Here is a 20,585-nt window from a genome sequence, read left to right as displayed (position 1 = left end):
GAGGCTGCGGTTCCTATCCCTTGAGGCCGCCGGACAGCAGGCCGCGTACGAAGTAGCGCTGCAAGCCGAAGAACACCAGGAGCGGGATGATGATGGAGACGAAGGCCGCCGCCGGGTTCAGGTAGTCCCTGGCGCCGCGGGTACCGGAAATCTCCGCCAAACGCTGCGTAATCGGGGCCACGTCCGCCGTTCCACCGGAGAACACCAAGGCCACCAGCAGGTCGTTCCAGACCCACAGGAACTGGAAGATCGCCAGGGACGCCAGGGCCGGAACGGAGAGCGGCAGGATGATCCGCCAGAAGATGGTGCTGTGTCCGGCACCGTCCACCCTTGCCGCCTCGATGACTTCACCGGGAATCTCGGAGATGAAGTTGTGGAGGAGGAAGATACCCAGCGGAAGACCGAACATGGTGTGCGCGATCCACAACTGGGCGTACGAGCCCGCCGGCAGGTGGAGGGTCTGGGTGAAGAACTGCAGGAGCGGGATCAGGGCCATCTGGAGCGGAATGATCTGCAGGGCAAAGACGAAAATGAACAGTGCGTCGCGACCCTTGAACTTTCCCCAGGCGAAGACGTAGGCGGCCATTGAAGCCAGCACCAGGACAAAGATCGTGACCGGAATGACGATCGCGATCGAGTTGACGAAGTACTGGGAGAGGTTGGCCGACTGTGAGCCCGCCGGAGTGAGGACATCCGCATAGTTCTTGAACGTGAAATCCCAGTCCACGAAGGCGTTCCACCAGCCGTTGGAGCGGGGACCCACCTGTTTGGCTGCGGGCCTGAACGACGTGACAAACAGGCCGAACGTCGGGACAGACCAGACGACGGCGATGATGATCGCTGCCGCTGTTGCCCATTTGGAGGTCAGCTTGGTCTTGACCCTCCGCATGATCGGCTGGGCATCCTCCGTGGGGTCGGATCCAGGACGCTGCCGGGTGGCCTTCGAGGCCTCTTTCGGGGCTGGCGTGGCTGTCAATGGATCTCCCTTTGCTTGCGAAGGACTCGAGCGTTGTACACAACGATGGGCAGAACCATCAGGAACAGGACCAAGGCCAGTGCGGCGCCGCGTCCCGGCTCGCCGGCGCGGAAGGCCTGCGTGTACATTTCGTTGGCGACTACCGAGGTGTCGTAGTTTCCGGCGGTCATGGTTCGGACGATGTCGAACACCTTCAGCGTGGCGATGGTAATGGTTGTCAGCACCACCACCAGTGCTCCACGGATCCCCGGAACCGTGACGTTGCGGAACTGCTGCCACGCGTTGGCGCCATCCAGGCGGGCTGCCTCAATGAGTTCCACAGGAACGCCCTTGATGGCAGCAGAGAGGATCACCATGGCGAAGCCCGTTTGGATCCAGACCATCACGATGATCAGGAAGATCGTGTTTTCCGGGGCGTCCAGCAGGAACTGCTTGGGGTCCATGCCCAAAGCGTCCCGGAAGAAGTTGATGACGCCGGTTTGTTCGATGCCGGGGCCACGGTAGTCGTACACGAGCTTCCAGATGATGCCGGCGCCGACAAAGGAAATGGCCATCGGCATGAAGACCAACGACTTGAGGACGCGCTCACCGCGTGCCTTGTCGATGAACACTGCGTAGGCAAGGCCAAAGCTGGTAGAGAGCAGGGGCACCAGGACTGTCCAGATGACCGTGTTCCGCAGCGTGGTCAGAGCCTCGGGCTGCGTGAACATCCAGGTGAAGTTGTCGAATCCGTTGCCGTTTCCGCTGGCGTCCGTAAAGGCCAGCATTGACGTGCGGATAGCCGGATAAACCAAGCCCACCAGCATAAGGATCGCTGCAGGGGCCAGGAAGCCCGCAACCGTGACCTTGTCCTTGACCGATTTCGGTGCCCTGTCCACCAGCAACATGATGAGGCCGATGACCGCGGCGAAAATCGCCAGGGCTATCACTACTTGAAGGAGTTTTTCTCCGATAAATTCCATACCCAACCTCCGGGGCGTGAGTGAATCACTAAGTTCCGGGAAAAGCGCTGCCTCCCCGCCTGGGCAACCCAGTCAGGGGAGGCAGCACTTTGGGAGTTAGCTCTTAGGCCAGCTGGATTCGATGCTGTTGGCAACATCCTGTGAGGACGTGCCGTTGATCCACTGCACAATGCCCTTCCAGAAGGAGTTGGAACCCACGGCGCTCGGCATCAGGTCGGAGCCATCGAAGCGGAAGACAGTCTCAGGATCCTGGAGGATCTGGACGGTCAGCTTGTCAAGGTCGGACTGTGCGTTGTTGGGGTCAAGACCCTTGTTTGCGCTGACGACGCCGCCCAGCTTGACGCGGTTATTGGCGAAGTCGGCACTGGCCAGGTAGGCCAGGAAGGACTGAACCTCAGGGGTGTCCTTGTAGGCGCCTACCATCTCGCCGCCACCGGTGACTGCCTTGCCCTTGCTTTCGTCAATCGGCGGGGTGATGAAGGCCCAAACGTCGCCATCCTCAGCAACGTTGGTTCCTGCAGGCCAGTTGGCAGCCTGGAAGTTGGCCTGGTGGTGCATGGCGCAGGTGCCATCCAGTACCGGCTGGCCGGCCTGGGCGAAACCGGTGCTCAGGATCGAGCGGACGTCACCGAAACCACCGTTGACCATGTCCTGGTTGAGCAGGATCTCGCCGGCCTTGTCGAAGGAATCGACGATCTTCGGGTCGTTGAAGGGAATCTGGTGGGTGATCCACTGGTCGTAGACCTCCGGGCCATGGGCGCGCAGGACTACGTCTTCAATCCAGTCGGTGCCCGGCCAGCCGGTAGCCTCACCGGATTCGAATCCGGCGCACCACGGCTTCATGTTCTTGTCGTCCGCTGCGATCTTCTTGGACAGGGTGATCATTTCATCCCACGTCTTGGGGACTTCCCAGCCCTTGTCCTTGAAGGTCTTGGGCGAGTACCAGACGAAGCCCTTGACGTTCGCGAGCATCGGCGCGGCATAGTACGTGCCGTCCACCGTGCCGTACTTCTTCCAGTCCGGGGACCAGTTCTTGTCCACCAGATCGGAGACCGTCTTGGGAGCAGGCTTCAGGTAGCCGGCCCGTGCCTGGGTGGCAAGAAGACCTGGCTGCGGGAAGATCGCAACGTCCGGTGCGGTGCCGGACTGGGCACGGACGCCGATCTGCGTTTCGAATTCCTTGCTGCCTTCATATTTGACGGTGATGCCCGTGCAGTCCTCGAACTGCTTCCAGGATTCCTCGAGGTTGGTTGCCTCGATGTCGACGATCGTCGAGTAGACGGAGACCGTCTTGCCGTCGTGCTTTCCGTAGCTTTGGTAGGCGGAGCAATCATCCGAGCCTGCGGTGGATCCCCCACCGCCACCATCTCCGCTACAGGCGGAAAGGGTAAGTGCCAGAACTCCGGCGGCTGCGACCGGTAGCAGGTACTTGGTTTTCTTCATGCTAAAGACTCCTCGCTGAGTACAAGTGATTCGGCGGCGCAATTGATGTGGTGACGCTCACACTAGCCATGATGAACGCCTAAATGCAAGCGCTTACACCGAACGTAACCGCATCGATACCAAGCAGCCTTCCGATCTTGCCGGCGACGTCGGACCGGGTCGCCGGAGCAGCGCCATGGGCGGACCACAGAGCAAGCGTGGGCGCCCGTCGACTTGATTGCCCAGTGTTGCCTATGGAAAGGTAGGAAGTGTGGATGAACTTGAAGCACTGCAAACCATCGGACGACTGATCAAGGAAGAACGCCTGGCGCAAGGCTTGAGCCAGGTGCAGTTGGCCAAGCAGGCAGGAACCGCCATCAAGACCGTCCGAACCTTGGAGTCGGGAACGCGACGCACCCAGGAAATCAACCAGCGGAAGCTTGAGCACGCGCTGGGCTGGCGTGCTGGCTCCGTTTCCGAAGTCCTCAAGGGAAAATCCACCTTTGCCCCGGAAATGATCACCCCGGATGACATGCGCTCAGGAGACGAACCGCGGCAAGGACCTCCCCGCATCGCAGTCCCCGCCGCACCCATCGCCCGGGCGTCGCACCTCTCCGACGAAGAACTCCTCGCCGAGCTCACGTACCGGATGATGCACCGCAACAGGGGCTAGGCAGTTCTACTTATCGGACTTGCGCCGCACCATCTCGTTGATCCAAATGGGTGCAAACGGTGAAGTGCAGTTCGGCGGCGTGGGGTAGTCCTTAAGGACTTCCAAGCGCTCACCAATGTCCAGGGCCCTGGCGCGATGTTCAGGGAACTCAATCCCGATCTGGGCCAAGCAGTGGTTCATGGCCCACTGGAGACGGTCCGGGGCGTCTTTCATTCCCGCCTCGATAACGTCCAGCAGCTGATCAAGGGCGAGACCGTCGGGATTCTTCACGACGCGCTCCGATGTCAGCGCCCAGCCGGCGCTGGCCACCACGGGGTCGGAGTCCGAGAACCAGGCCTTCCGCAATTCCTCGCTGTGGGGGCTCTTTTTGACGACGTAGTTCACCAGCCAGTCATTCACTTTGGGGGTCCGCGCTTCCCGGAGCATGCGGTCCAACTCGTCCCGCCCGAAGGCCTTGGGGCGGCAGATCAGCAGTGACAACAGTCTGGCAGCGGTGTCGCCCGTAGCCCACAACTGACGTGACAAGTCCTGCTGCGTCTTCAGTCTCTTCGCAACGGCGCGCAACTTGCTGAGGTTCACGCCGTGGTCGTCACCGTGTTTCTCGTTGATTTCCCGGGCCCGGGGCTCTTCCAACGCCGCCAGTTCGGCCATGATGTCAGCTACTGCCGACTCAAGGACCGTTGTTCCAGCCACTGCAGTCTCCTGTCCATCAAACGTCCTGAAGTCAGGCTACTAGCCATGGACAACGGGATGACAGTCCCTCCGCCAGCGCATGCCGTGGCGGTGGGACTGTCATCCCGCGTGTTCGGAGTCTCTTACTTTTCGCCCTTGAACAGGCCGGCAATCTTCGACCCCAGGCCCTTGACGTTTTCGGCTACGTCTCCAGCAATTTCCTTTGACTTCTCCGCAACGTCGCCGGCCAATTCCTTGGCGTTCTCTCCGACGTCCCCGGAGAAGAATTCTTTGACATTCTCTGCAGCGTCACCCGCAAATTCTTTGACGTTCACTGCAGCGTCACCCGCAAATTCTTTGACATTTTCAACTGCCTCGCCAGCAAATTCCTTGGCATTTTCCAGGGCTTCGCCAGTTGCATTCTTGGCATTTTCCGCATCGCCGTTGACCGCTTCGGCTCCAGTGGTCTCTTCACTCATGGTGCTCTCCCTTGTGACGATTGGATCTGTGACAGTACGTGCCAAAGGAAGAAATCCCCCTTTGGTTCAACTTATGGGTTGGAGCGTTATTTCCGCAATGTCAACGGACACGTTCCGCCTTGGTGAACCGGGACCGGGCGCCGGAAACCATGTGAACCAATACTGGCGTTTTCTGACCGATCACCAGATCCAACGCTTCAACCAGTTGTGATACATCGGCGGCGAGCATATGGGGTGCCACTCCTTGCCTCGGCTGGATCCGGATGCGCAGGCCGGGTTTTCCCTTGAACTCGTAGGTCGCAACGGAGGCGCCTGCGAGGTCAGTCCGCTCAGCCAGGGCCGCCCTCAGCGCTTGCTCGGCCACCCCTCCACCGATGCGCACTTCACCATTGATGTGGCTGTCGTCATCGCTGGCAACCAAGAGGTTGGCCCGGCCTTTACCCTGCTGGGAGAGCCAGGCGACCATGGCAATGATGATGGCCACCAGGATCACTCCGGCCACAATCCATAACCAGCTCTCTTCGCGCCCGGGAAAACGCGTCTGGCGGAAGGCATTCTCCATTCCTGCCCAGGCATCCGCGGACCAGCCATGCCACCACGTCGCCACCGCCGGCACGGTGGCCAGCAGCACGAGGAGCAGACCGACAGCCAGGAGTTTCACGCCGATGATGAATAACAGGACACGGTTGAGGGTGCGTGGTGTACCGTTCATGCGCCAATCACCCCCGTCGACGCCAGGTTGACCCGGACGGAGGGCATTGGCACCGGTGACATTTCATCAAGTTCAGCTTGCACTGCTGCCAGCACGGCTTCCTCGCTCACCCTGCTTCCCGACGTAGGCCGTAGATTGACCACCACCAACTGCCGGGAAACGATCACCATGACCTGTTCCTGCGTAACGTTCGCAGCGGTCCGGGCGCGTCGCGCCAGTGCCGAGGCAAGGACTTCGTCATCAACCACGACGGCGGTCCGCGGGTCCCGGAGAAGGTGCCTGGCACGCCTGCCGGGCAGCACTGCGTGGAGGAAGAAGAACAGACCCACCATCGCGACGACGGCGCCACTGGCACCCAGCAGCAGAGGGGAAATTCCTTCCGGAAGGGCGATGATTCGCTCGGCTGCTGTGGTCGGATCTATCAACCACGGGGGTTGGCCAACGGCCCGCACCCCCGCCTCAAGAAGCGCGTACACGCAGAGCACGATCACCAGCACAGCGGCGATGACGGCTGCTCCGGCCCGGGAGGAGTGGGTTTCACGGCGCAGGATGCGGCTCATTGCGGGATCTTCGCCCGCCATAGGAGTCGCTCCTGCGTTCGAGGCCACCTGGCTTTGCGTTGCCTTGGTTTGATGGTCCTGGGTTTCCTGGTCCTGAGTCACTGAACGCGGCCCCCCTCCCTGACGTGTGCCCCGCTGATCCTGATGTCCACCCTGCTGAGCTGGGAGCCACTAAGACGTGTGACCGTCTCGAGGACAGCGGCCTTGGCTGCTACCGTCCGGTCCCAGATGGAGCCGCCGAAGCCTTGGACGCGGGACGGATCACGGAGGACCTCTGTCAAAGCCGGGATGCTGATGGGTGCCACGATCGACAAAGCCAGCAGGCCGTCGTCGTCCGCCCAGTCTGCGCGGATGTCGCTGGCCTCAACGCCGAGGGCCTCGGCGGCAGCGGCACGCGCCAAGGATGTCAAAGCCTGGGTACTGATCCGGTTGTGGCCGGCCAGGCTGGTGGTGGATTCCACAGCCTCAGCCACGCTCATGACGAAGAGCGCCGGCCCGTAATGGCGTCCAGGACGCTGCGGAGGTCAAGCTTGCCCTCGGCCGCCCGGCCAAGCAGTGCTCCGATGCCCATGAACAGCAGTGAGATAAGGAATCCCCACAGTCCAAAGGAGAAGGACATGAACGCCACGAAGGCGCCGATCGCGATTCCAACAACGGTCATGCTCACTGGAGTGCCTCCCTTTCCACGACGACGGTCTTGCCACCGGCAGGTTTGACCAAGGGGGCCACGTAGACGTCATTGATCTCGATGTTGACCTCAATGACCTGGAGGCCGACAAGCTCTTCAACGGCGCGGAAAACAGCGGCCCTGACTTGGTTGGCAACGCCGTGCAAGGGGTGCCCGTAGAGGGCAACGAGGTTGATGTCCACGGCCACCTGGGTCTCGCCGACTTCCGCACGGACGCCTGCTGCGTGGTCCGAACTGCCGACGGCGTCGCGGATCGCGCCAAGCGCCCGTGATGGCCCGGACCCCAACGAGTAAACGCCCGGTACCGTCCGGGCAGCGATGCCCGCAACTTTGGCCACGGCCGCCTCGGAGATGATGGTGCGTCCAGTACCAAGGACCTCGCCCCCAGGCACAGGATCCAATTGCACGTTCTGGTCTTCCATGGAGCACTCCCCTTCTCTTGATTACCACCCTAGCGTCTAGGTCCGACGCTTTGGGAGAACCCTCGGAGAGAAGGGAACGCGCGGCGGCGGCTTTGTGCAGTTCGTGCTCATCCAGTCCTGCCAGCGGCATCCGTCGCCGGGTTCCCCACTGAATGCGTGCGGGAGACGAGCCGGCGAGGCGAGACCATGTCCAGCGCCCTCCCGTGAACAGAGCCAGGTTATCCACAAGGCACGTTTCACGACTGTGATGGGCTCGATGGCCGCCCCTAGACTGGCCGACACATCGCCAACACAGCTGCTGGGGAGCCTGTCATGCCACGCCGTGGATTTACCGTATGTCGTTCCGTGCTCTTCAGGACTGCAGCTTTGGCCGTGGGTTCTGCCCTCTTCCTGACGGGATGCCAGGGCGGCGCCGCCCCCGGCGGCCTGCCCTCCGAGACAGGCACGACGACGGCGTCACCCACCGCGGGCGTTTCGCTTCCGCCTGTTGCGGCTACTCCGGGGAATCCGGGTGACCCGTCGTCGTCCGCCGTGTACAAGCCGGCGGATGCCAAGGGGAAGGCCCAAAACGTGCCGGTTCCCGTGATGCCCGAGCTGGCGAAGGAGAACTCGAAGGCGGGGCTGGAGGCGTTTATTAGGTATTGGTACGCGCAATTGTCTTATGTGGACGAAACCGGTGACATGTCGGCATGGCAGCCATTGATTTCCGAGGACCGCCGGCTGTGTCTCCGACTCCAGGAATCCGGCGAAGACGGATATGTTGACGGGCGGTGGCTGGTCGGCGGGAAGATTTCGGTGCCGGTGGTAGAGGTTCTTTGGGGCGCCGATTCTTTACAAACGGCGAAAGTGCAGGTGGTACAAGACCAAATCGACTACTACAACGCTGACGGCAGCGTTGGGCGGTCGAGTTCAGCAGCATCCAATGACGCATTCGCGTTTTTCGCCAAATACACGGGCAATTCATGGATCGTGGTGGACCTTGGCGTCATCGCGTAAGTTCGCCGGAAGGGCCAACGTCGTGGCCTATGGGATAGTGCTTTGGTTTTCAGTCTGTTCTGCGCTGGCCGCGCCTTCCGCAGCGGCGGACGATACGTGGGCCGCAAACAACGCCGGTGATCGGGGGATCGATATTGGTGCGCGATTCGTATTTGACCCCGTGACGGGCCAGCTATCCCCTGGCCTCGGCGTACGCGGAACTTCCCCGACAATTGACGACCCAAATCAGTACATGGCCGACACCCACTGCCGTGCCGACGGGCCGGACACCAAGGATCCGGGCTGCGATGCGCTCGAATGCCCCGCCACCACCCCGGACGGTCAGGAGGGCACGCCGGTGATCTGGAAGGAAGCACCGAATGCCATTACTAACCCGGGATGGACGGACTGGATTCCCGTCAGTGGCCCCACCTGCCTCTACGAAGCCGAACCCGAGAATGTCCTGGCCGACATCGCCGCACGCATCCTGAACGACTTCCGCCAACTACCCGTCAACCCCGGAACCCTCGAAGCCCAACCGTTCCCCCACACCCTCAAAGGCGGGCCCACCAACTTCTACGCCACCACAACAGAACAAGCCTTCGACCTCACCATCCTCGGCCAAACAGTCCACCTCACCGCAACCCCCGCCAGCTACACCTACACCTTCGGAGACGGCACCAACCTCGGACCCACACCAGCAGCCGGGTACCCCATCCCCGAGAGCGACTGGCTCAGCAACACCACCCGCACCAGCCACAGCTACACCGAAACCGGCAACTACCAAACCACCCTCACCACCAGCTTCACCGGCACCTACTCCGTCAACAACGGCCCACCCCTACCCATCAACGGAACACTCGACATCACCACACCAGCCAAAACCCTCCACGTCTGGAAAACACAAAGAGCACTCGTCGCCGACACCTGCCAGCAAAACCCCAACTCCTGGGGCTGCCCCGGAGCAAAAGACTAAGCAGGGAGCTGTGCCAGGCTGGCCTCAACAGCACTGATGCACTGGGTTACGGCAGCCCGGGGATCCAGAGAGTAGGATCCGTCACCAAAGAGTTCAAAGGTCAGGGCTCCGCTGTAATTCAAGCGACTGAGGTCGTGCAGAATCTCATCGAGATCCAGATAACCGTCGCCCCAAGCCAGGTGTCCGGTGGGAGCGCCATCAACCAGGTGTACGTGTCGGATGTCCTCGCCAAAAGCCTTGGCATAGTCGCTGATGTTCTCACCCGCTGCTGCCATGGCAACAGTGTCAATCACTATCCCCAAAGGTGAGGATCCGACGTCGTCGAGCATGGAACGGAGCGAGCCGACATCAGTGACGAGATTCGACTCGACACGTTGGAGAGGCTCAAGGACGCACGACACTCCCAGCTCAGAGGCTCGGTGAGCAATGGCTTGAAGGCCCTCGACGGACCGCCCCCAAGCAACCTCGGCTGGTTCGTCCTCGTAGCCCCGTCCCGCGGTCAAGAACAAGAGCGGGGACTCAAGTTCACTGCACACCTCCGCAGCCCGAAAGAAGAACTGCAGGCTCTGATCTCGGAGCCATTCTTCCCCCGAGGCAATATTGACGGGATAGGCAACCTGTTCGGGAGTAAGACAGGACACAGCGAGTTCCCGCTCCAGCAGCTGACCTTTTACCTTTCGCAGGTGTGCCGAATCAGTTTGCGGAATGTGCAGGTGCGGGGCTACACCCCACAGCTCCACGCTGGCCCTGCCCAGTTCGGCCATATCATCGAGGCAGCGCTCAAGGGTGTGGTGCTGGTAAGCGAAGTTTGAGCCACAGACCTGCTCCAAGCCCAGTACACGCACGGCTACTTTCCAACTCCATCGGCGAGTCCACGGATAAAGTACCGCTGCCCGGCAAAGAAGAGCACAATCACTGGAATCGCAGCGATCGCCATACCAGCAAACACCACCGGGTAGTCCGTGCCGTGCTTGGACATGAGATTGGTCAGTCCAACAGGCAGGGTTTGCAGTGCTCCCCCGCTGGTGAAGACCATGGCAAACAAGTACTCGTTCCACGTAAACAGGATGTTCAAAAGGACGGTCGAAACCAGGATTGGCTTGCACATGGGCAAAATTACCTGCCAGAACGCACGGGCCTTCGAAGCTCCGTCCACGGACGCTGCCTCATCTACCTCGGCGGGTAAGTCCATCATGTAAGCCCGGATGAGGAAGGTGGTGAAGGGAACACGGAAGGCCGTGTACAGAATCAACAACGCCCAGAGATTGTTATAGAGGCCCAAACTCTGGAACATCTTGACCAGCGGGATCAGTGCCACCGTGGGAGCGAGCATCAGACCGCCAAGGATAAGAATCAGCACCACTTTGTTGAAGGGAATATTCACCCGGGTCAGGCCGTAGGCTGCCCACGCGCTAATAAACACTGTGGCGATGGTGGAAGCGACGGTGACCAGGACGCTGGTGGTGAGATAGTCGCCCACACCGCGGTTCCACGCAGTGACGTAGTTGTCCCATTTCCACGCAATGGGAAGGGCGAAGGGGTTGGAGAAAAGTTCGGAGTTGGACTTCACACCGTTCAGCATCATCCAAACCAAGGGATAAATGACGACGACGGCGAGGGCAAGCAGGAACGCTTTGACGAGGACCCGTCCGAGTACCAGCAGTACCGCAGAGCGCGTCACCATTGGACCCTCCTTTTCTTGGAAATACGCAGCTGGATGACAGCCAGGACCAGCGTGATGATGAAGACAGCAGTCGCGACGGCGGCCGCATAGCCGAAGTCGTTGCGGACGAATCCGCTTCTGTACAGCCATGTGCCGAGGACTTGGCTGGAATTGTTGGGTCCTCCGCTGGTCATCACCATGACTTCGTTGAACACTTGGAAGGCTCCGGACACCGTGACGATCATCATGAGGCCGGTCATTTCCCTGACAAGTGGCAAGGAAATCGAAAAGAACCGCTGGAAGGGGCCGACACCGTCGATTGAAGCGGCCTCATAAAGTTCGGAGGGGATCCGTTGGAGCGCCACTGAGAACAGCAGCGTGCAGTAGCCGAAGCCTTGCCACTGACTCATCGCGATGATGGCGAAAATAGCCGTGTTTTCCTGGCCCAGCCATGCTTGGGTGAAGTTTCCAAGGCCCAGGAAATCCAACGCCGCGTTCAAGATGCCCATCTCGGGTTCGTAGATGAAATAGAACAAGAGGCCAGCAACTGTCAGGGAGATCGCGGAAGGTACAAAGTAGACGGCTCGAAGGATCCCCCTCCATCGTTGGCTTCGTAGTCCCTCGATCATCGCAGCGAGGATCATCGCTCCGAACACCTGGAATGCGATGGAGATGATCGCGTACAGCGTGTTGTTAAGGAGTGACTTCCAGAAGATGGGGTCGTTGAACATTCGGACATAGTTGTCCACGCCCACAAACGTTTGGCGGCCGCTGTAGATGTCCCACTTGAGGAAGCTGAACCCCAGATTTTGAACCAGCGGCAAGTAAGCGAAGATGCCCAGCAACAGAACCGCCGGCAGCACCCAAACAACATTGCGCCAGCGATGGGTCCGGACGGACTTGGCTGCCCGGCCCTTCGGCTTCTTAGCGGAAGCAGGCGCAGGACTCGGAGCTGCGGGCTTCCAGGCAGTATCGGATACGGTCATGGGGTTGCCTGCTACTTGGCTGCACTTGAAGCTGCACGGACCGAGGCAAGAACCTGTTCGGGGTTCTGTGTTCCGGCGACCAAGGCTTCCCCACCGGCCAGCCAGGCATCAGCCACGGAAGGAACAGTTACGGAGTCCAACCAGGTTATCGCCGCAGATGCTTCATTTACCTGCTTGATGCCCTCGATAACAGGTCCGGAAGAGTTCTCCGTAGAGACCGCACCTTTGACCGCGCTGGGCTGCCCGTAAGGCGGAGCCGAGAGTTTCGCGGCGTTCTGGCTGTTGGTGGCGAACTTCATGAAATCAGCGGCAAGGGCAACGTTCTTGGAACGCGCATTGATGATGTAGCCCTCGGGAGAGCCTTCAATCGCCTTTGGATCGCCCTTGGCATCGGAAGCCGTCGGCAGCTTGAAGATGCCCAGTCCATCCTGCTTGAGCTTTGAATCGGCAGAGGCGGTGGAGTCGAATTCCAGGATCTCCTGGTAATACATTGCTGACTTCCCCTCAGCCAGGGCCTGCTGCGCAGTGGTGTAGAGAACGCCGTTGGAGTCTTTGCCGCTGCCGGTGCACTCGTTCACCAAACTGGTGAACTGGTCCATGGCCTTGAGGTAGCCCTTGTCCTCGAGCTTGGCCGTTTCCGGACTGAAGTCAGCGTGCAGCGTCTCGGCCGGCACTTCGTAGGCGAACAGTTGCTGCAGGTAGTGGAGCCCCGGCCAGCCGTCCTTGTTTCCAAAGGAGATCGGCTCATAGCCGGCTCCCTTGAGCACGGAGCACGATGAGATGAGTTCATCGAATGTCGAGGGCGGCGTCAGACCCAGTTCTTTGAAGATGCGCTGGTTGTAGCCCATGAACTTGCCGTTGTTGTAGAGCGGGACTGCGAAGTACTTGCCGTCTTTCTCAAACGCTTTCAATGCCGACTCGCCGAAGTTGTTGCCCCACTCGGTGCCAGGTGCAATGGCCGGCGTCAGATCAGCGGCAAGTCCCCCGTCAATGAAGTTTGTTGCCCAACTGCCGGCCCAAGTGAAGTAGATGTCCGGCATGGCTTGGGACGCAGTCAAGGTCTTTGTCTTGTCCTTGATGCTCTGGTCTGTCTCCTGGATGAGTTCAAAGGACACTTCCGGGTGCAGCTTCTTGTACTCAGTGGCCAGTTCCTCAAAGTAAGGCTCAAGCGGGTCGCCGCCGAACTTCGTGAGGATGCTGAGGGTCCCCGTGTACTGTGGCGCAGCATTGGGATCCAGGACAGCGGCTGGCTGGCTGCCGCCCTCGGCACATCCAGAGAGCGCCAGAGAAGCGCCAGCCAGCAGTGCCATCAGTGTTTGGGTGCTTTTTCGCATTATTTCTTCTTTCGGTCGAAGGCCGATCAGCCGGGGCTCCTCTATGGGAGTGGGAAGACATGCCCGCCGTTGGGATGGGCTTCACGGAGTCGGGCTGAAGGAGGTAACTCTCGGGATGGGGCTTGGGATGGAATTTGTGATACCGGTACCACAGTGAATCATGATTTGTGGCAGCGGGGAAGATACTGGAGGAAATTACGAAGGGGTTTTTATTTGCCGCTGCCGGCTCGCACCGGGCCATCTGAGGAGCGGGCTACCAACAGGGAAGGCAGGACGTGCTTCTTCGGGGCTGACGTATCGCCGTCGATCCTCGCAATGAGCTGCTGGGAAGCCACCGCCCCCATCTGGCGCATGGGCTGCTGGATCATGGTCAGCGGTGGTTCAATGACGGCCGCCCACGGGCTGTCGTCGAAACCGATCAGGGAGACGTCTTTCAGCAGCCGGAGATTCCTGGCTCGCAGGGAATGGAGTGCGCCCACCGTTGCCTCAGTCTCGGTGGTGAAGATAGCAGTCGGCGGGTCTGCAAGTGCAAGCATTCCGCTGACAGCCCGCGTCGCCTGGCCCTCATTCTTGAGAACGTGGGTGATGAGGGCAGTATCAAAGGGAATCCCCGCCTCTTCGAGCGCGTCCAGGTAACCCCTCAGCCGTTCACCATCACTCCAGAGCGCTTCATCCAGGATGCTGTGCATTTGTTTTAAGTCTGTTGCCGGACTCAGGGTCACTGGTCCCCACGCGAACGCTATGCGCCGATGACCATTTTGGATGAGCGAGGCAACGGCGGACCGCGCGGCCTCCCGATTGTCGATCACCACCGAATCAGTCTCCAATTTGTCCACGAGACGGTCGATAAGAACTACGGGAGTTCCGCGATCAATGGCATTGGACAAATGCGAGACGTCGTCACTTCGTCCCGCTGCGGAAGCCACAACGAGTCCGTCGACCTGCTTTGCCAGCAGGACGGCGATTGCATCGCGCTCCAGCTCAAGCTTCTCGTCGGTGCTCAAGATTATGGCGTCGTAGCCCGCTGTTTTCGCGGTCTCTGAGATGCCTTTGAGTACCCCCGAGAAGAAGGGGTTGGCCACGTCCGCCAACACGATCCCAAGGGTCTTGGTTACTCCCGTGGTCATGCTTCGCGCCAAGGTATTCGGCTGATAGCCCAGTTTCTCGGCCGCCCGCATCACCTTGGCACGGGTGGCTTCACTAACCGATCCATAGTTCCCAAGGGTGCGGGCAACCGTGGCCCTCCCCACCCCTGCAGCTGCGGCGACTTCAGTAATGGTCGGGGCAGCCGGGTGGTTCTGATGATCCGTCGCCATCCGGCCCCCTTCAGTTGTGGAATCCGCGTTTGCAGTTCCGTCCATGGATTTCTCTCTGCATCAGATCCTAGTTGCTACCTCGACGGGCCGGCCGTAACCGAAGGCGCCCTCGACATAACACTGTGCTGCAGCCGACTCGGCCCCCCGTGCCAGGCCCTTCCTTAAAGCGTCGACGGGTGGCTGATGACTTCGGCTCCAACCTGAGCCAAGCAGACTGACCACAACCCCCGCCAGGAAGGCGTCTCCGCACCCCATCGTGTCCGCGAACAGCAGTGGATCGGTAGTTGCCGCTTCCTGCGTGAGGAAGCGTTCGCCGTCGTACATGATGGCGCCGGACTGACCGCGGGTCCCGATCACGAGTGAAGCGCCTGCCGTGTGCACCCGCATCAGGTCATTTTCGACGGCGGCTATGGTCATGTTTCCGCACGACAAAAGAGCGAGGTCCACGTAGGGCGCCGTCTTCATCAGATAGGCGTCGGTTCGACGCTCCGGTTCCGACGAGTAATCAAAACTGACCAGGACCCCAGTGCTCTTGACTCCCGGCAACTCGGCCTCCGATGCGGAATAGACACTCGAATGCACAAGGTCGGCCGAGGCCAGATAGTTGAGGTGCTCCTCTTGGAGCATAAAGGGGTCACTCATGGTGACGCCTCCTTCGTTCCAGCCCATGAAGACCCTGTCACCGTCCACTACCTTGATCTCCGTGACCCCGTTGAGGCCCTCGCGGATGATGCACCTGCTGGTGTCGACCCCCGCCGCCTCAATGGCATCACGGACAAAAGCGCCCAGCGGATCCGAGCCGAAGACGCCGAGATATGCGGACTCAACGCCCATACGGTGGGCAAAGACCGCGAAGTTGACGCAGTTTCCCCCGGGGTACATCACTTTGCGGTCGAGAAAACGGTCCACAATGTTGTCCCCGAACCCGATTACTTTCATGCTCTTCCTGTCTCGATTCTGCGGGCCCGGCCATGGCCGGGCCCGCAACGCGGGATGACGGGCCCCATCCGGGGCACGGCGAACGGTCAGTATTCGACCACCCGGTAGTAGCGGCGCAGATCCAGGGAGTGGTTGCGCACGCGCTCGAGATGCTTGCTGAACCGGTCAAGAACGGTATCCAGAATCAGCGGGGCCAGGAGTGCGCGGAATCGCGGGCTTACCCCCGGGAGTTCGTAATCCTTGCTGTCCAGCAAAGTGGTGTTCTTGTTGTAGTTCCCGGCGAACTTGGCTACACGATCCATCAGCGGGCGGGTTTCATCCTCGCCCACGAGGAGCATCAAGCTCGTGTCTTCCTCGATGAGTTCCAAGGAACCGTGGAAGAACTCGGCGCCGTGCACCCGAGTGGTCCGCAGCCACTGCATCTCTTCCAGGATGCACATGGAATAGAGGTAGGTAAGGCCCCACAGGTTCCCGGTGCCAACCAGGAAATGGTAGTCGGCGTCCTTGTTCTTTTCCGCAAATACTTCAGCCACTGATTCTGCTTGCCGCGCGACGCCCACCAAGCCCTCGGGGACGGCCTGCAGTTCAGCAGCGAGTTCTTCAAAGCCTTCAAATTCGCCCCGCGCAGCGAGCAGGCGGGTGCTCAAGAGAATCATGGGAATATCGAACGGCCATGTTTTGGGCTCAGTCACCAGAGCAACATCGAGGGCTTTGGCGAATGGGCTATCACCGAAGCCTGTGAAACCCACCGTGTAGGCGCCCTTGGCCTTGGCAAACTCGATGGCCTCGATGACATCCTCCGTGGTGCCCGAAACGGAGGCAAAAACGGCTACGGAGCCGGGACCAAATGTGGGGTCATCCGTGAGCATGAGTTCCTTGCCGATGGATGCACGGACCGGCAAGGTGGAGCGGGACCGGATGAAGTGCTCGTACGGAAGCATCGCAGCGTAGGTTCCGCCGGCCCCGATGAGGAACAGGTTGGTCAGTCCCCGCTGCTGGATGGAGTCGACAACCGATTCGATCTGCCCCTGCAGTGCCAGTGCACTGCGGGTCTGCGTGAGGAATTCCTCTTCTTTGAAGCCAAGCACGGATGGTCCTTTCGTATGACGATCTAAAATTGATGAAACAAATTGATACCGGTATCAAGATGTGGTCATCATGGTGTCACGGGGAAATGGGGGCGTCAATAGGTTGGCTTGGGTCGCTCCTTTCGAGCGGAGGGAGATCGCCGTGGCTGCAAGGCAGGCGCGCTTGGAGAAGCGACGACGGGTTATGGACAAGGCACCACACGCAGGCGCCGGTCTGATAGGGATGCCGGGCTGCGCATGCTCCCCTTGCGGAAGCGCGGCTACTCCCGGACCCGCCGCCCACTGGTCCAGACCCGCTCCTAGCGGCGGACGAGCCTTCCCAGGGGCGGACGGAGCCCTCCCAGCGGCGGACGAGCTCTCCCAGCGGCGGACGAGCTCTCCCAGCGGCCGGCGGGCCCTTCCAGCTCTCGCCTTGCCGGAGCCGGAGCTTGCGGCAAGGTGTGCGCCTTCTGCGGCCCAGGGCATCTACCACCATCATGGGCTCTTCCCATGGCATGCCGGGGTCGCGGCGCTAATTTGAGGCGGCCCGATGGGAAGAGGGTGTGAAGTCAGGCTCAGCGCGTTAAAGAAGAAAAGCACCAGTTCCGAAGAACTGATGCTTCCCAGTGGTGGCTCCGACCGGCGTCGATCCGGTGACCTTTCGATTTTCAGTCGAACGCTCTACCAACTGAGCTACAGAGCCTAGGTGACATGTCACCTTGAGAACCGAATTTCTTCGGCGCTCAGAGCGACCCTGACGGGACTTGAACCCGCGACCTCCGCCGTGACAGGGCGGCGCGCTAACCAACTGCGCTACAGGGCCTTGCGTTTGCAGTATCTCTACCGCGTTTTTTTCAAGGCTTCTAGCTTACCAGACTTTTTTCATCTGATTTACCACTTCCTTGCGTACCCCCAACGGGATTCGAACCCGTGCCGCCGCCGTGAAAGGGCGGTGTCCTAGGCCGCTAGACGATGGGGGCCTGAACTCAATTCGGATTTCGCAAGGAAAAGGAACGCTTTACGCGTTCTTTCCGTGTCTCGCTCGTCCGAACTGGACTCTAAAACTTTAGAGCATAGATGGCGATATTCCCAAATCGGGGTCCGCAGACCGTTCCAGGACTTCCAACTGAAGCCCATCGAGGGGCGGCATCCCGGGACTTTGGAGGGCTGATAGCGCCGGGAGCCCATCCCCCGCAGGCGCTCCGGGCGCCGCCGATAAAACATTGGCAGGATCTTGTCCTGACGCGTCCGAAAACCGCCAGCCGCACGCACGCCCCGACAGCTAGATTTGGGTCTATGACAACCACCTCCTCGGCCGAACCCGGCCAACCTTCTCCGGACCTGCCCCAGCGCACCACCCCAGCGCCGGCTGCGGCCATCAGCAAACTCGGCATTGTCGCTGTCATCGTCACCGTGGTCCTGTGGGCTTCGGCGTTCGTGGGCATCCGTGCGGTCGGCCCCAGCTTCTCCCCCGGTTCCCTGACGCTCGGACGGTTGGCGGTTGCCGCCGTCGTACTTGGAATCGTAGTGCTGCCGACCCTGAAGGTGTGGCCGAGGGGCCGGGAATGGTTGCCGATCGTGGCGTACGGGGTGATGTGGTTCGGCGGCTATAACGTGGCGCTGAACGCCGCGGAACACATGCTCGACGCCGGCACCAGCGCCATGCTGATCAACGTTTCCCCCATCCTGATCGCGATCCTTGCCGGAATCTTCCTCAAAGAGGGCTTTCCCCGCTGGCTGCTGATCGGCAGCGGCGTGGCCTTCTGCGGCGTCGCGATGATCGCGTTGGGTTCAGGGCAGCGCTCGACGGCGGATGTCGCCGGTGTGCTGTTGTGCTTGCTTGCCGCTGTGCTCGCCTCCGTCAGCGCGATCCTGCAGAAACCTGTCCTCCGGAAGTTCACCGCCGGACAAGCGACGTGGTTCGGCATCATGGTGGGCGCCATCTGCTGCCTGCCGTGGACAGGGCAACTGATATCCGAAGTACAGGCAGCGCCGCTCCCGGCAACCCTGGGGCTGGTGTACCTGGGCATCTTCCCCACGGCCATCGCTTTCACCACCTGGGCCTACGCGTTGTCCCTCATCTCAGCCGGGAAGCTGGCCGCGACCACCTACCTGGTTCCGGGCACGACGATCTTGATTTCGTGGGCCGTGCTGCAGGAAGTCCCCACCATCTGGGGACTGATCGGCGGCGTGGTGTGCCTGATCGGCGTGGGCCTGACCCGGCGCCGGACCCGCCAAGCCCTCCGTTAGCGGGCCATTCCAACCAGGAGTTCGCGGTGTGTGGGCGGATTGGCCCCCGGCCGGCCGACCGCGATGGACGCTGCCATGGAGGCAATGGTTCCGATCCGTTCCATGACGGTGGGGGCAAGTCCGTCACTGCCCCGCAGCAGCAGCCCCATGATGAGCGCTGCCATGAATGAGTCACCGGCGCCGATGGTGTCGGCCACAGTGGCCGGGACCGCCGGAACGTTGAGCTGTATGTGTCGGGTGGCCATGAGCGAACCCTTGACCCCCTGGGTCACCACCACCAACCCGGTGCCCAGGGCCAGGAGGTGGTTCGCCGTGTCCTCCAGCGCTTTGCCCGGGTACAGCCAGCGTGCGTCAGTGCCGCTGAGCTTTACGACGTCGGTCAGTGGCACGATTTCCTCGAAGAGGGAGAGTGCCTCGTGATGGCTTCCGAGTAGATCGGCGCGGATGTTGGGATCATAGGTGACCATGCAGCCACCCTGGGCCTGTTCCAGCAAGCTCCGGACAACGCTGGCTCCTGGCTCCAGGAAGGTCGCGATGGAGCCCGTGTGCAGGATCCTGGGCGCGTAAGGCAGTGCAAGCGGAGCCAAAGCCCAATCGATATCGAACGTGTAATCAGCCGAACCGTCGGCAGCTATGCGGGCCGTCGCCGTCGCGGTCTTTCCCGCGGACATGGAGCCCGGCAACAGCACCACGCCGGCGCTCTGCAGATGTGCGGCGATGGCGTCGCCGCGGTCATCACGGCCAATGGCAGTCAGGAGGCCGGCTTTGACGTCCAACCGTCCCAAGCCGAAGGCGACGTTGGCCGGCGAACCGCCAGGGTACTCCACCTGGCCTTCCGAGGACTGCACGATGTCAATCAATGCCTCACCTACAACGACGACGTCGAGTGGCTCGGGCGCGAGGGAAGAGGTGCCGGTCATGCGGTTCCTGTGTCTGTCGAAAAGAGGATTGACTTTTAGTATCTCTCATCACACACGGCGCCGATGCTGCCTGATCGGACTAAAGTCAGATCATGCCCGCGAATCTACCTCCCGGCTTGCCCATAGTCCCGGACGGCGAGCGCCCCTCATCGCCACTCCGGGAACGGAGCGCGGTGCACAGTCCTGCCGAGCACACACCGGCGGAGGTGGCCCACGGTGCCGGGCCCTTTGACATGTCGCCCGAGGAGTTCGAAGAGGCCGTCAGCGACGCCCTTCAACTGATCCCGCCCAAAGCGGCTGGCGCGATGGACAACGTGGCAATTTTCATTGAGGACGACTACACGCCACAACCGGGTGAAGATCCCGGCACTGTGCTGTTGGGACTTTACGAGGGCGTCCCCCTGACCGAACGGGATTCCTGGTGGGAGGCCGGTTCGTTACCGGACCGGATCACCATCTTCCGGCAGCCGATCCTGAACATCTGCAGCACGCGTGAAGAAGTGATCGACGAAGTGGCCATCACCGTGGTCCACGAGATCGCGCACCACTTCGGGATCGACGATGACCGCTTGCACGAACTCGGCTGGGGCTAG

Annotated in this window: 23 protein-coding genes and 3 tRNA genes; 5 read left to right on the top strand and 21 right to left on the bottom strand. The window is 60.9% G+C overall.

Features of this window, described 5'->3' with window-relative positions; all coding sequences use genetic code 11:
* Positions 1–13: 13 nt before the first annotated feature.
* From QF015_RS15425 to QF015_RS15415, 3 genes are all read right to left on the bottom strand, one after another.
* On the bottom strand, positions 14–976 hold the full coding sequence (locus tag QF015_RS15425) for a carbohydrate ABC transporter permease (protein ID WP_310203268.1): 963 nt from the start codon (positions 974–976) through the stop codon (positions 14–16).
* Positions 973–1,938: a carbohydrate ABC transporter permease gene (locus QF015_RS15420; RefSeq protein ID WP_310203270.1), complete on the bottom strand. Its 966-nt coding sequence runs from the start codon at positions 1,936–1,938 to the stop codon at positions 973–975. The genes QF015_RS15425 and QF015_RS15420 overlap by 4 nt, the downstream gene beginning before the upstream one ends.
* A 96-nt stretch (positions 1,939–2,034) precedes the next feature.
* Positions 2,035–3,381 (bottom strand): ABC transporter substrate-binding protein, encoded by a 1,347-nt coding sequence (locus QF015_RS15415; RefSeq protein WP_310203272.1) that lies wholly within the window; start codon positions 3,379–3,381, stop codon positions 2,035–2,037.
* Between the two features lie 250 nt (positions 3,382–3,631).
* Here QF015_RS15415 and QF015_RS15410 point away from each other — a divergent pair, with 250 nt between their 5' ends.
* Positions 3,632–4,033: a helix-turn-helix domain-containing protein gene (locus tag QF015_RS15410; protein ID WP_026542619.1), complete on the top strand. Its 402-nt coding sequence runs from the start codon at positions 3,632–3,634 to the stop codon at positions 4,031–4,033.
* Positions 4,034–4,039: 6 nt separating this feature from the next.
* On the opposite strand, the gene QF015_RS15405 is transcribed toward QF015_RS15410, so the two are convergent.
* The 7 genes from QF015_RS15405 to QF015_RS15375 form a co-directional block, all read right to left on the bottom strand.
* Positions 4,040–4,726: a DNA alkylation repair protein gene (locus tag QF015_RS15405; RefSeq protein ID WP_397336654.1), complete on the bottom strand. Its 687-nt coding sequence runs from the start codon at positions 4,724–4,726 to the stop codon at positions 4,040–4,042.
* A 122-nt stretch (positions 4,727–4,848) separates the two neighbouring features.
* Positions 4,849–5,184, bottom strand: coding sequence for a hypothetical protein (locus QF015_RS15400; protein ID WP_310203274.1), 336 nt, complete (start codon positions 5,182–5,184; stop codon positions 4,849–4,851).
* Between the two features lie 100 nt (positions 5,185–5,284).
* Positions 5,285–5,896: a hypothetical protein gene (locus QF015_RS15395; protein WP_310203275.1), complete on the bottom strand. Its 612-nt coding sequence runs from the start codon at positions 5,894–5,896 to the stop codon at positions 5,285–5,287.
* A complete protein-coding gene (locus tag QF015_RS15390) occupies positions 5,893–6,558 on the bottom strand; it encodes a DUF6286 domain-containing protein (RefSeq protein WP_429390044.1) in 666 nt (221 codons plus the stop codon). Before QF015_RS15390 ends, QF015_RS15395 begins: the two co-directional genes overlap by 4 nt.
* The gene (locus QF015_RS15385) at positions 6,555–6,935 is read right to left on the bottom strand and encodes a hypothetical protein (RefSeq protein ID WP_310203279.1); all 381 of its coding nucleotides are present in this window, start codon (positions 6,933–6,935) and stop codon (positions 6,555–6,557) included. Before QF015_RS15385 ends, QF015_RS15390 begins: the two co-directional genes overlap by 4 nt.
* Positions 6,932–7,123, bottom strand: a complete 192-nt coding sequence (locus QF015_RS15380; protein ID WP_018779541.1) for a DUF2273 domain-containing protein — start codon at positions 7,121–7,123, stop codon at positions 6,932–6,934. The genes QF015_RS15385 and QF015_RS15380 overlap by 4 nt, the downstream gene beginning before the upstream one ends.
* Positions 7,120–7,566 (bottom strand): Asp23/Gls24 family envelope stress response protein, encoded by a 447-nt coding sequence (locus QF015_RS15375; RefSeq protein WP_310203287.1) that lies wholly within the window; start codon positions 7,564–7,566, stop codon positions 7,120–7,122. Before QF015_RS15375 ends, QF015_RS15380 begins: the two co-directional genes overlap by 4 nt.
* A 345-nt stretch (positions 7,567–7,911) precedes the next feature.
* Here QF015_RS15375 and QF015_RS15370 point away from each other — a divergent pair, with 345 nt between their 5' ends.
* Both QF015_RS15370 and QF015_RS15365 read left to right on the top strand, forming a co-directional pair.
* A complete protein-coding gene (locus QF015_RS15370; RefSeq protein ID WP_429390041.1) occupies positions 7,912–8,562 on the top strand; it encodes a DUF6318 family protein in 651 nt (216 codons plus the stop codon).
* A gap of 232 nt (positions 8,563–8,794) precedes the next feature.
* On the top strand, positions 8,795–9,517 hold the full coding sequence (locus QF015_RS15365; RefSeq protein WP_429390039.1) for a hypothetical protein: 723 nt from the start codon (positions 8,795–8,797) through the stop codon (positions 9,515–9,517).
* Here QF015_RS15365 and QF015_RS15360 read toward each other — a convergent pair.
* From QF015_RS15360 to QF015_RS15315, 10 genes are all read right to left on the bottom strand, one after another.
* Complete coding sequence (locus QF015_RS15360; protein WP_429390037.1) at positions 9,514–10,362, bottom strand: sugar phosphate isomerase/epimerase family protein; 849 nt, start codon at positions 10,360–10,362, stop codon at positions 9,514–9,516. The genes QF015_RS15365 and QF015_RS15360 overlap by 4 nt on opposite strands.
* Before the next feature lie 2 nt (positions 10,363–10,364).
* Positions 10,365–11,201, bottom strand: coding sequence for a carbohydrate ABC transporter permease (locus tag QF015_RS15355; protein ID WP_310203296.1), 837 nt, complete (start codon positions 11,199–11,201; stop codon positions 10,365–10,367).
* Positions 11,195–12,166 carry a carbohydrate ABC transporter permease gene (locus tag QF015_RS15350; RefSeq protein WP_429390035.1) on the bottom strand — a complete coding sequence of 324 codons (972 nt, stop codon included), beginning with the start codon at positions 12,164–12,166 and terminating at the stop codon, positions 11,195–11,197. The genes QF015_RS15355 and QF015_RS15350 overlap by 7 nt, the downstream gene beginning before the upstream one ends.
* A gap of 11 nt (positions 12,167–12,177) precedes the next feature.
* Positions 12,178–13,500, bottom strand: a complete 1,323-nt coding sequence (locus QF015_RS15345) for an ABC transporter substrate-binding protein (protein WP_429390033.1) — start codon at positions 13,498–13,500, stop codon at positions 12,178–12,180.
* Positions 13,501–13,709: 209 nt separating this feature from the next.
* Positions 13,710–14,816: a LacI family DNA-binding transcriptional regulator gene (locus tag QF015_RS15340; RefSeq protein ID WP_310203303.1), complete on the bottom strand. Its 1,107-nt coding sequence runs from the start codon at positions 14,814–14,816 to the stop codon at positions 13,710–13,712.
* Between the two features lie 60 nt (positions 14,817–14,876).
* Positions 14,877–15,755: a PfkB family carbohydrate kinase gene (locus QF015_RS15335; RefSeq protein ID WP_310203305.1), complete on the bottom strand. Its 879-nt coding sequence runs from the start codon at positions 15,753–15,755 to the stop codon at positions 14,877–14,879.
* A gap of 86 nt (positions 15,756–15,841) precedes the next feature.
* Positions 15,842–16,843 carry an SIS domain-containing protein gene (locus tag QF015_RS15330; protein ID WP_310203307.1) on the bottom strand — a complete coding sequence of 334 codons (1,002 nt, stop codon included), beginning with the start codon at positions 16,841–16,843 and terminating at the stop codon, positions 15,842–15,844.
* 606 nt (positions 16,844–17,449) lie between these two features.
* Positions 17,450–17,525: transfer RNA gene (locus tag QF015_RS15325), tRNA-Phe, on the bottom strand.
* Positions 17,526–17,571: 46 nt separating this feature from the next.
* A tRNA-Asp gene (locus tag QF015_RS15320) sits at positions 17,572–17,645 on the bottom strand.
* A gap of 84 nt (positions 17,646–17,729) precedes the next feature.
* A tRNA-Glu gene (locus QF015_RS15315) sits at positions 17,730–17,802 on the bottom strand.
* Between the two features lie 316 nt (positions 17,803–18,118).
* On the opposite strand from QF015_RS15315, the gene QF015_RS15310 reads away from it, so the two are divergent.
* A complete protein-coding gene (locus QF015_RS15310) occupies positions 18,119–19,072 on the top strand; it encodes a DMT family transporter (protein WP_429390031.1) in 954 nt (317 codons plus the stop codon).
* On the opposite strand, the gene QF015_RS15305 is transcribed toward QF015_RS15310, so the two are convergent.
* A complete protein-coding gene (locus QF015_RS15305) occupies positions 19,069–19,992 on the bottom strand; it encodes a carbohydrate kinase family protein (RefSeq protein WP_310203311.1) in 924 nt (307 codons plus the stop codon). The two genes, QF015_RS15310 and QF015_RS15305, sit on opposite strands and share 4 nt — an antisense overlap.
* A 92-nt stretch (positions 19,993–20,084) precedes the next feature.
* On the opposite strand from QF015_RS15305, the gene QF015_RS15300 reads away from it, so the two are divergent.
* A complete protein-coding gene (locus QF015_RS15300; RefSeq protein ID WP_310203313.1) occupies positions 20,085–20,585 on the top strand; it encodes a metallopeptidase family protein in 501 nt (166 codons plus the stop codon).

It is taken from the genome of Paenarthrobacter sp. TE4293 (genome assembly GCF_050435325.1).
Taxonomy (GTDB): domain Bacteria; phylum Actinomycetota; class Actinomycetes; order Actinomycetales; family Micrococcaceae; genus Arthrobacter; species Arthrobacter nitroguajacolicus_C.
Note: the sequence above shows the minus strand (reverse complement) of the source record. Positions and strands in the feature narration are given on the sequence as shown.

Excerpts from the sequence above, each read along its gene's own strand:
- QF015_RS15420 (WP_310203270.1), bottom strand. The coding sequence starts at position 1,938 with ATGGAATTTATCGGAGAAAAACTCCTTCAAGTAGTGATAGCCCTGGCG.
- QF015_RS15415 (WP_310203272.1), bottom strand. The coding sequence starts at position 3,381 with ATGAAGAAAACCAAGTACCTGCTACCGGTCGCAGCCGCCGGAGTTCTG.
- QF015_RS15400 (WP_310203274.1), bottom strand. The coding sequence starts at position 5,184 with ATGAGTGAAGAGACCACTGGAGCCGAAGCGGTCAACGGCGATGCGGAA.
- QF015_RS15395 (WP_310203275.1), bottom strand. The coding sequence starts at position 5,896 with ATGAACGGTACACCACGCACCCTCAACCGTGTCCTGTTATTCATCATC.
- QF015_RS15385 (WP_310203279.1), bottom strand. The coding sequence starts at position 6,935 with ATGAGCGTGGCTGAGGCTGTGGAATCCACCACCAGCCTGGCCGGCCAC.
- QF015_RS15375 (WP_310203287.1), bottom strand. The coding sequence starts at position 7,566 with ATGGAAGACCAGAACGTGCAATTGGATCCTGTGCCTGGGGGCGAGGTC.
- QF015_RS15365 (WP_429390039.1), top strand. The coding sequence starts at position 8,795 with ATGGCCGACACCCACTGCCGTGCCGACGGGCCGGACACCAAGGATCCG.
- QF015_RS15355 (WP_310203296.1), bottom strand. The coding sequence starts at position 11,201 with ATGGTGACGCGCTCTGCGGTACTGCTGGTACTCGGACGGGTCCTCGTC.
- QF015_RS15350 (WP_429390035.1), bottom strand. The coding sequence starts at position 12,166 with ATGACCGTATCCGATACTGCCTGGAAGCCCGCAGCTCCGAGTCCTGCG.
- QF015_RS15345 (WP_429390033.1), bottom strand. The coding sequence starts at position 13,500 with ATGCGAAAAAGCACCCAAACACTGATGGCACTGCTGGCTGGCGCTTCT.
- QF015_RS15340 (WP_310203303.1), bottom strand. The coding sequence starts at position 14,816 with ATGGCGACGGATCATCAGAACCACCCGGCTGCCCCGACCATTACTGAA.
- QF015_RS15335 (WP_310203305.1), bottom strand. The coding sequence starts at position 15,755 with ATGAAAGTAATCGGGTTCGGGGACAACATTGTGGACCGTTTTCTCGAC.
- QF015_RS15310 (WP_429390031.1), top strand. The coding sequence starts at position 18,119 with ATGACAACCACCTCCTCGGCCGAACCCGGCCAACCTTCTCCGGACCTG.
- QF015_RS15305 (WP_310203311.1), bottom strand. The coding sequence starts at position 19,992 with ATGACCGGCACCTCTTCCCTCGCGCCCGAGCCACTCGACGTCGTCGTT.
- QF015_RS15300 (WP_310203313.1), top strand. The coding sequence starts at position 20,085 with ATGCCCGCGAATCTACCTCCCGGCTTGCCCATAGTCCCGGACGGCGAG.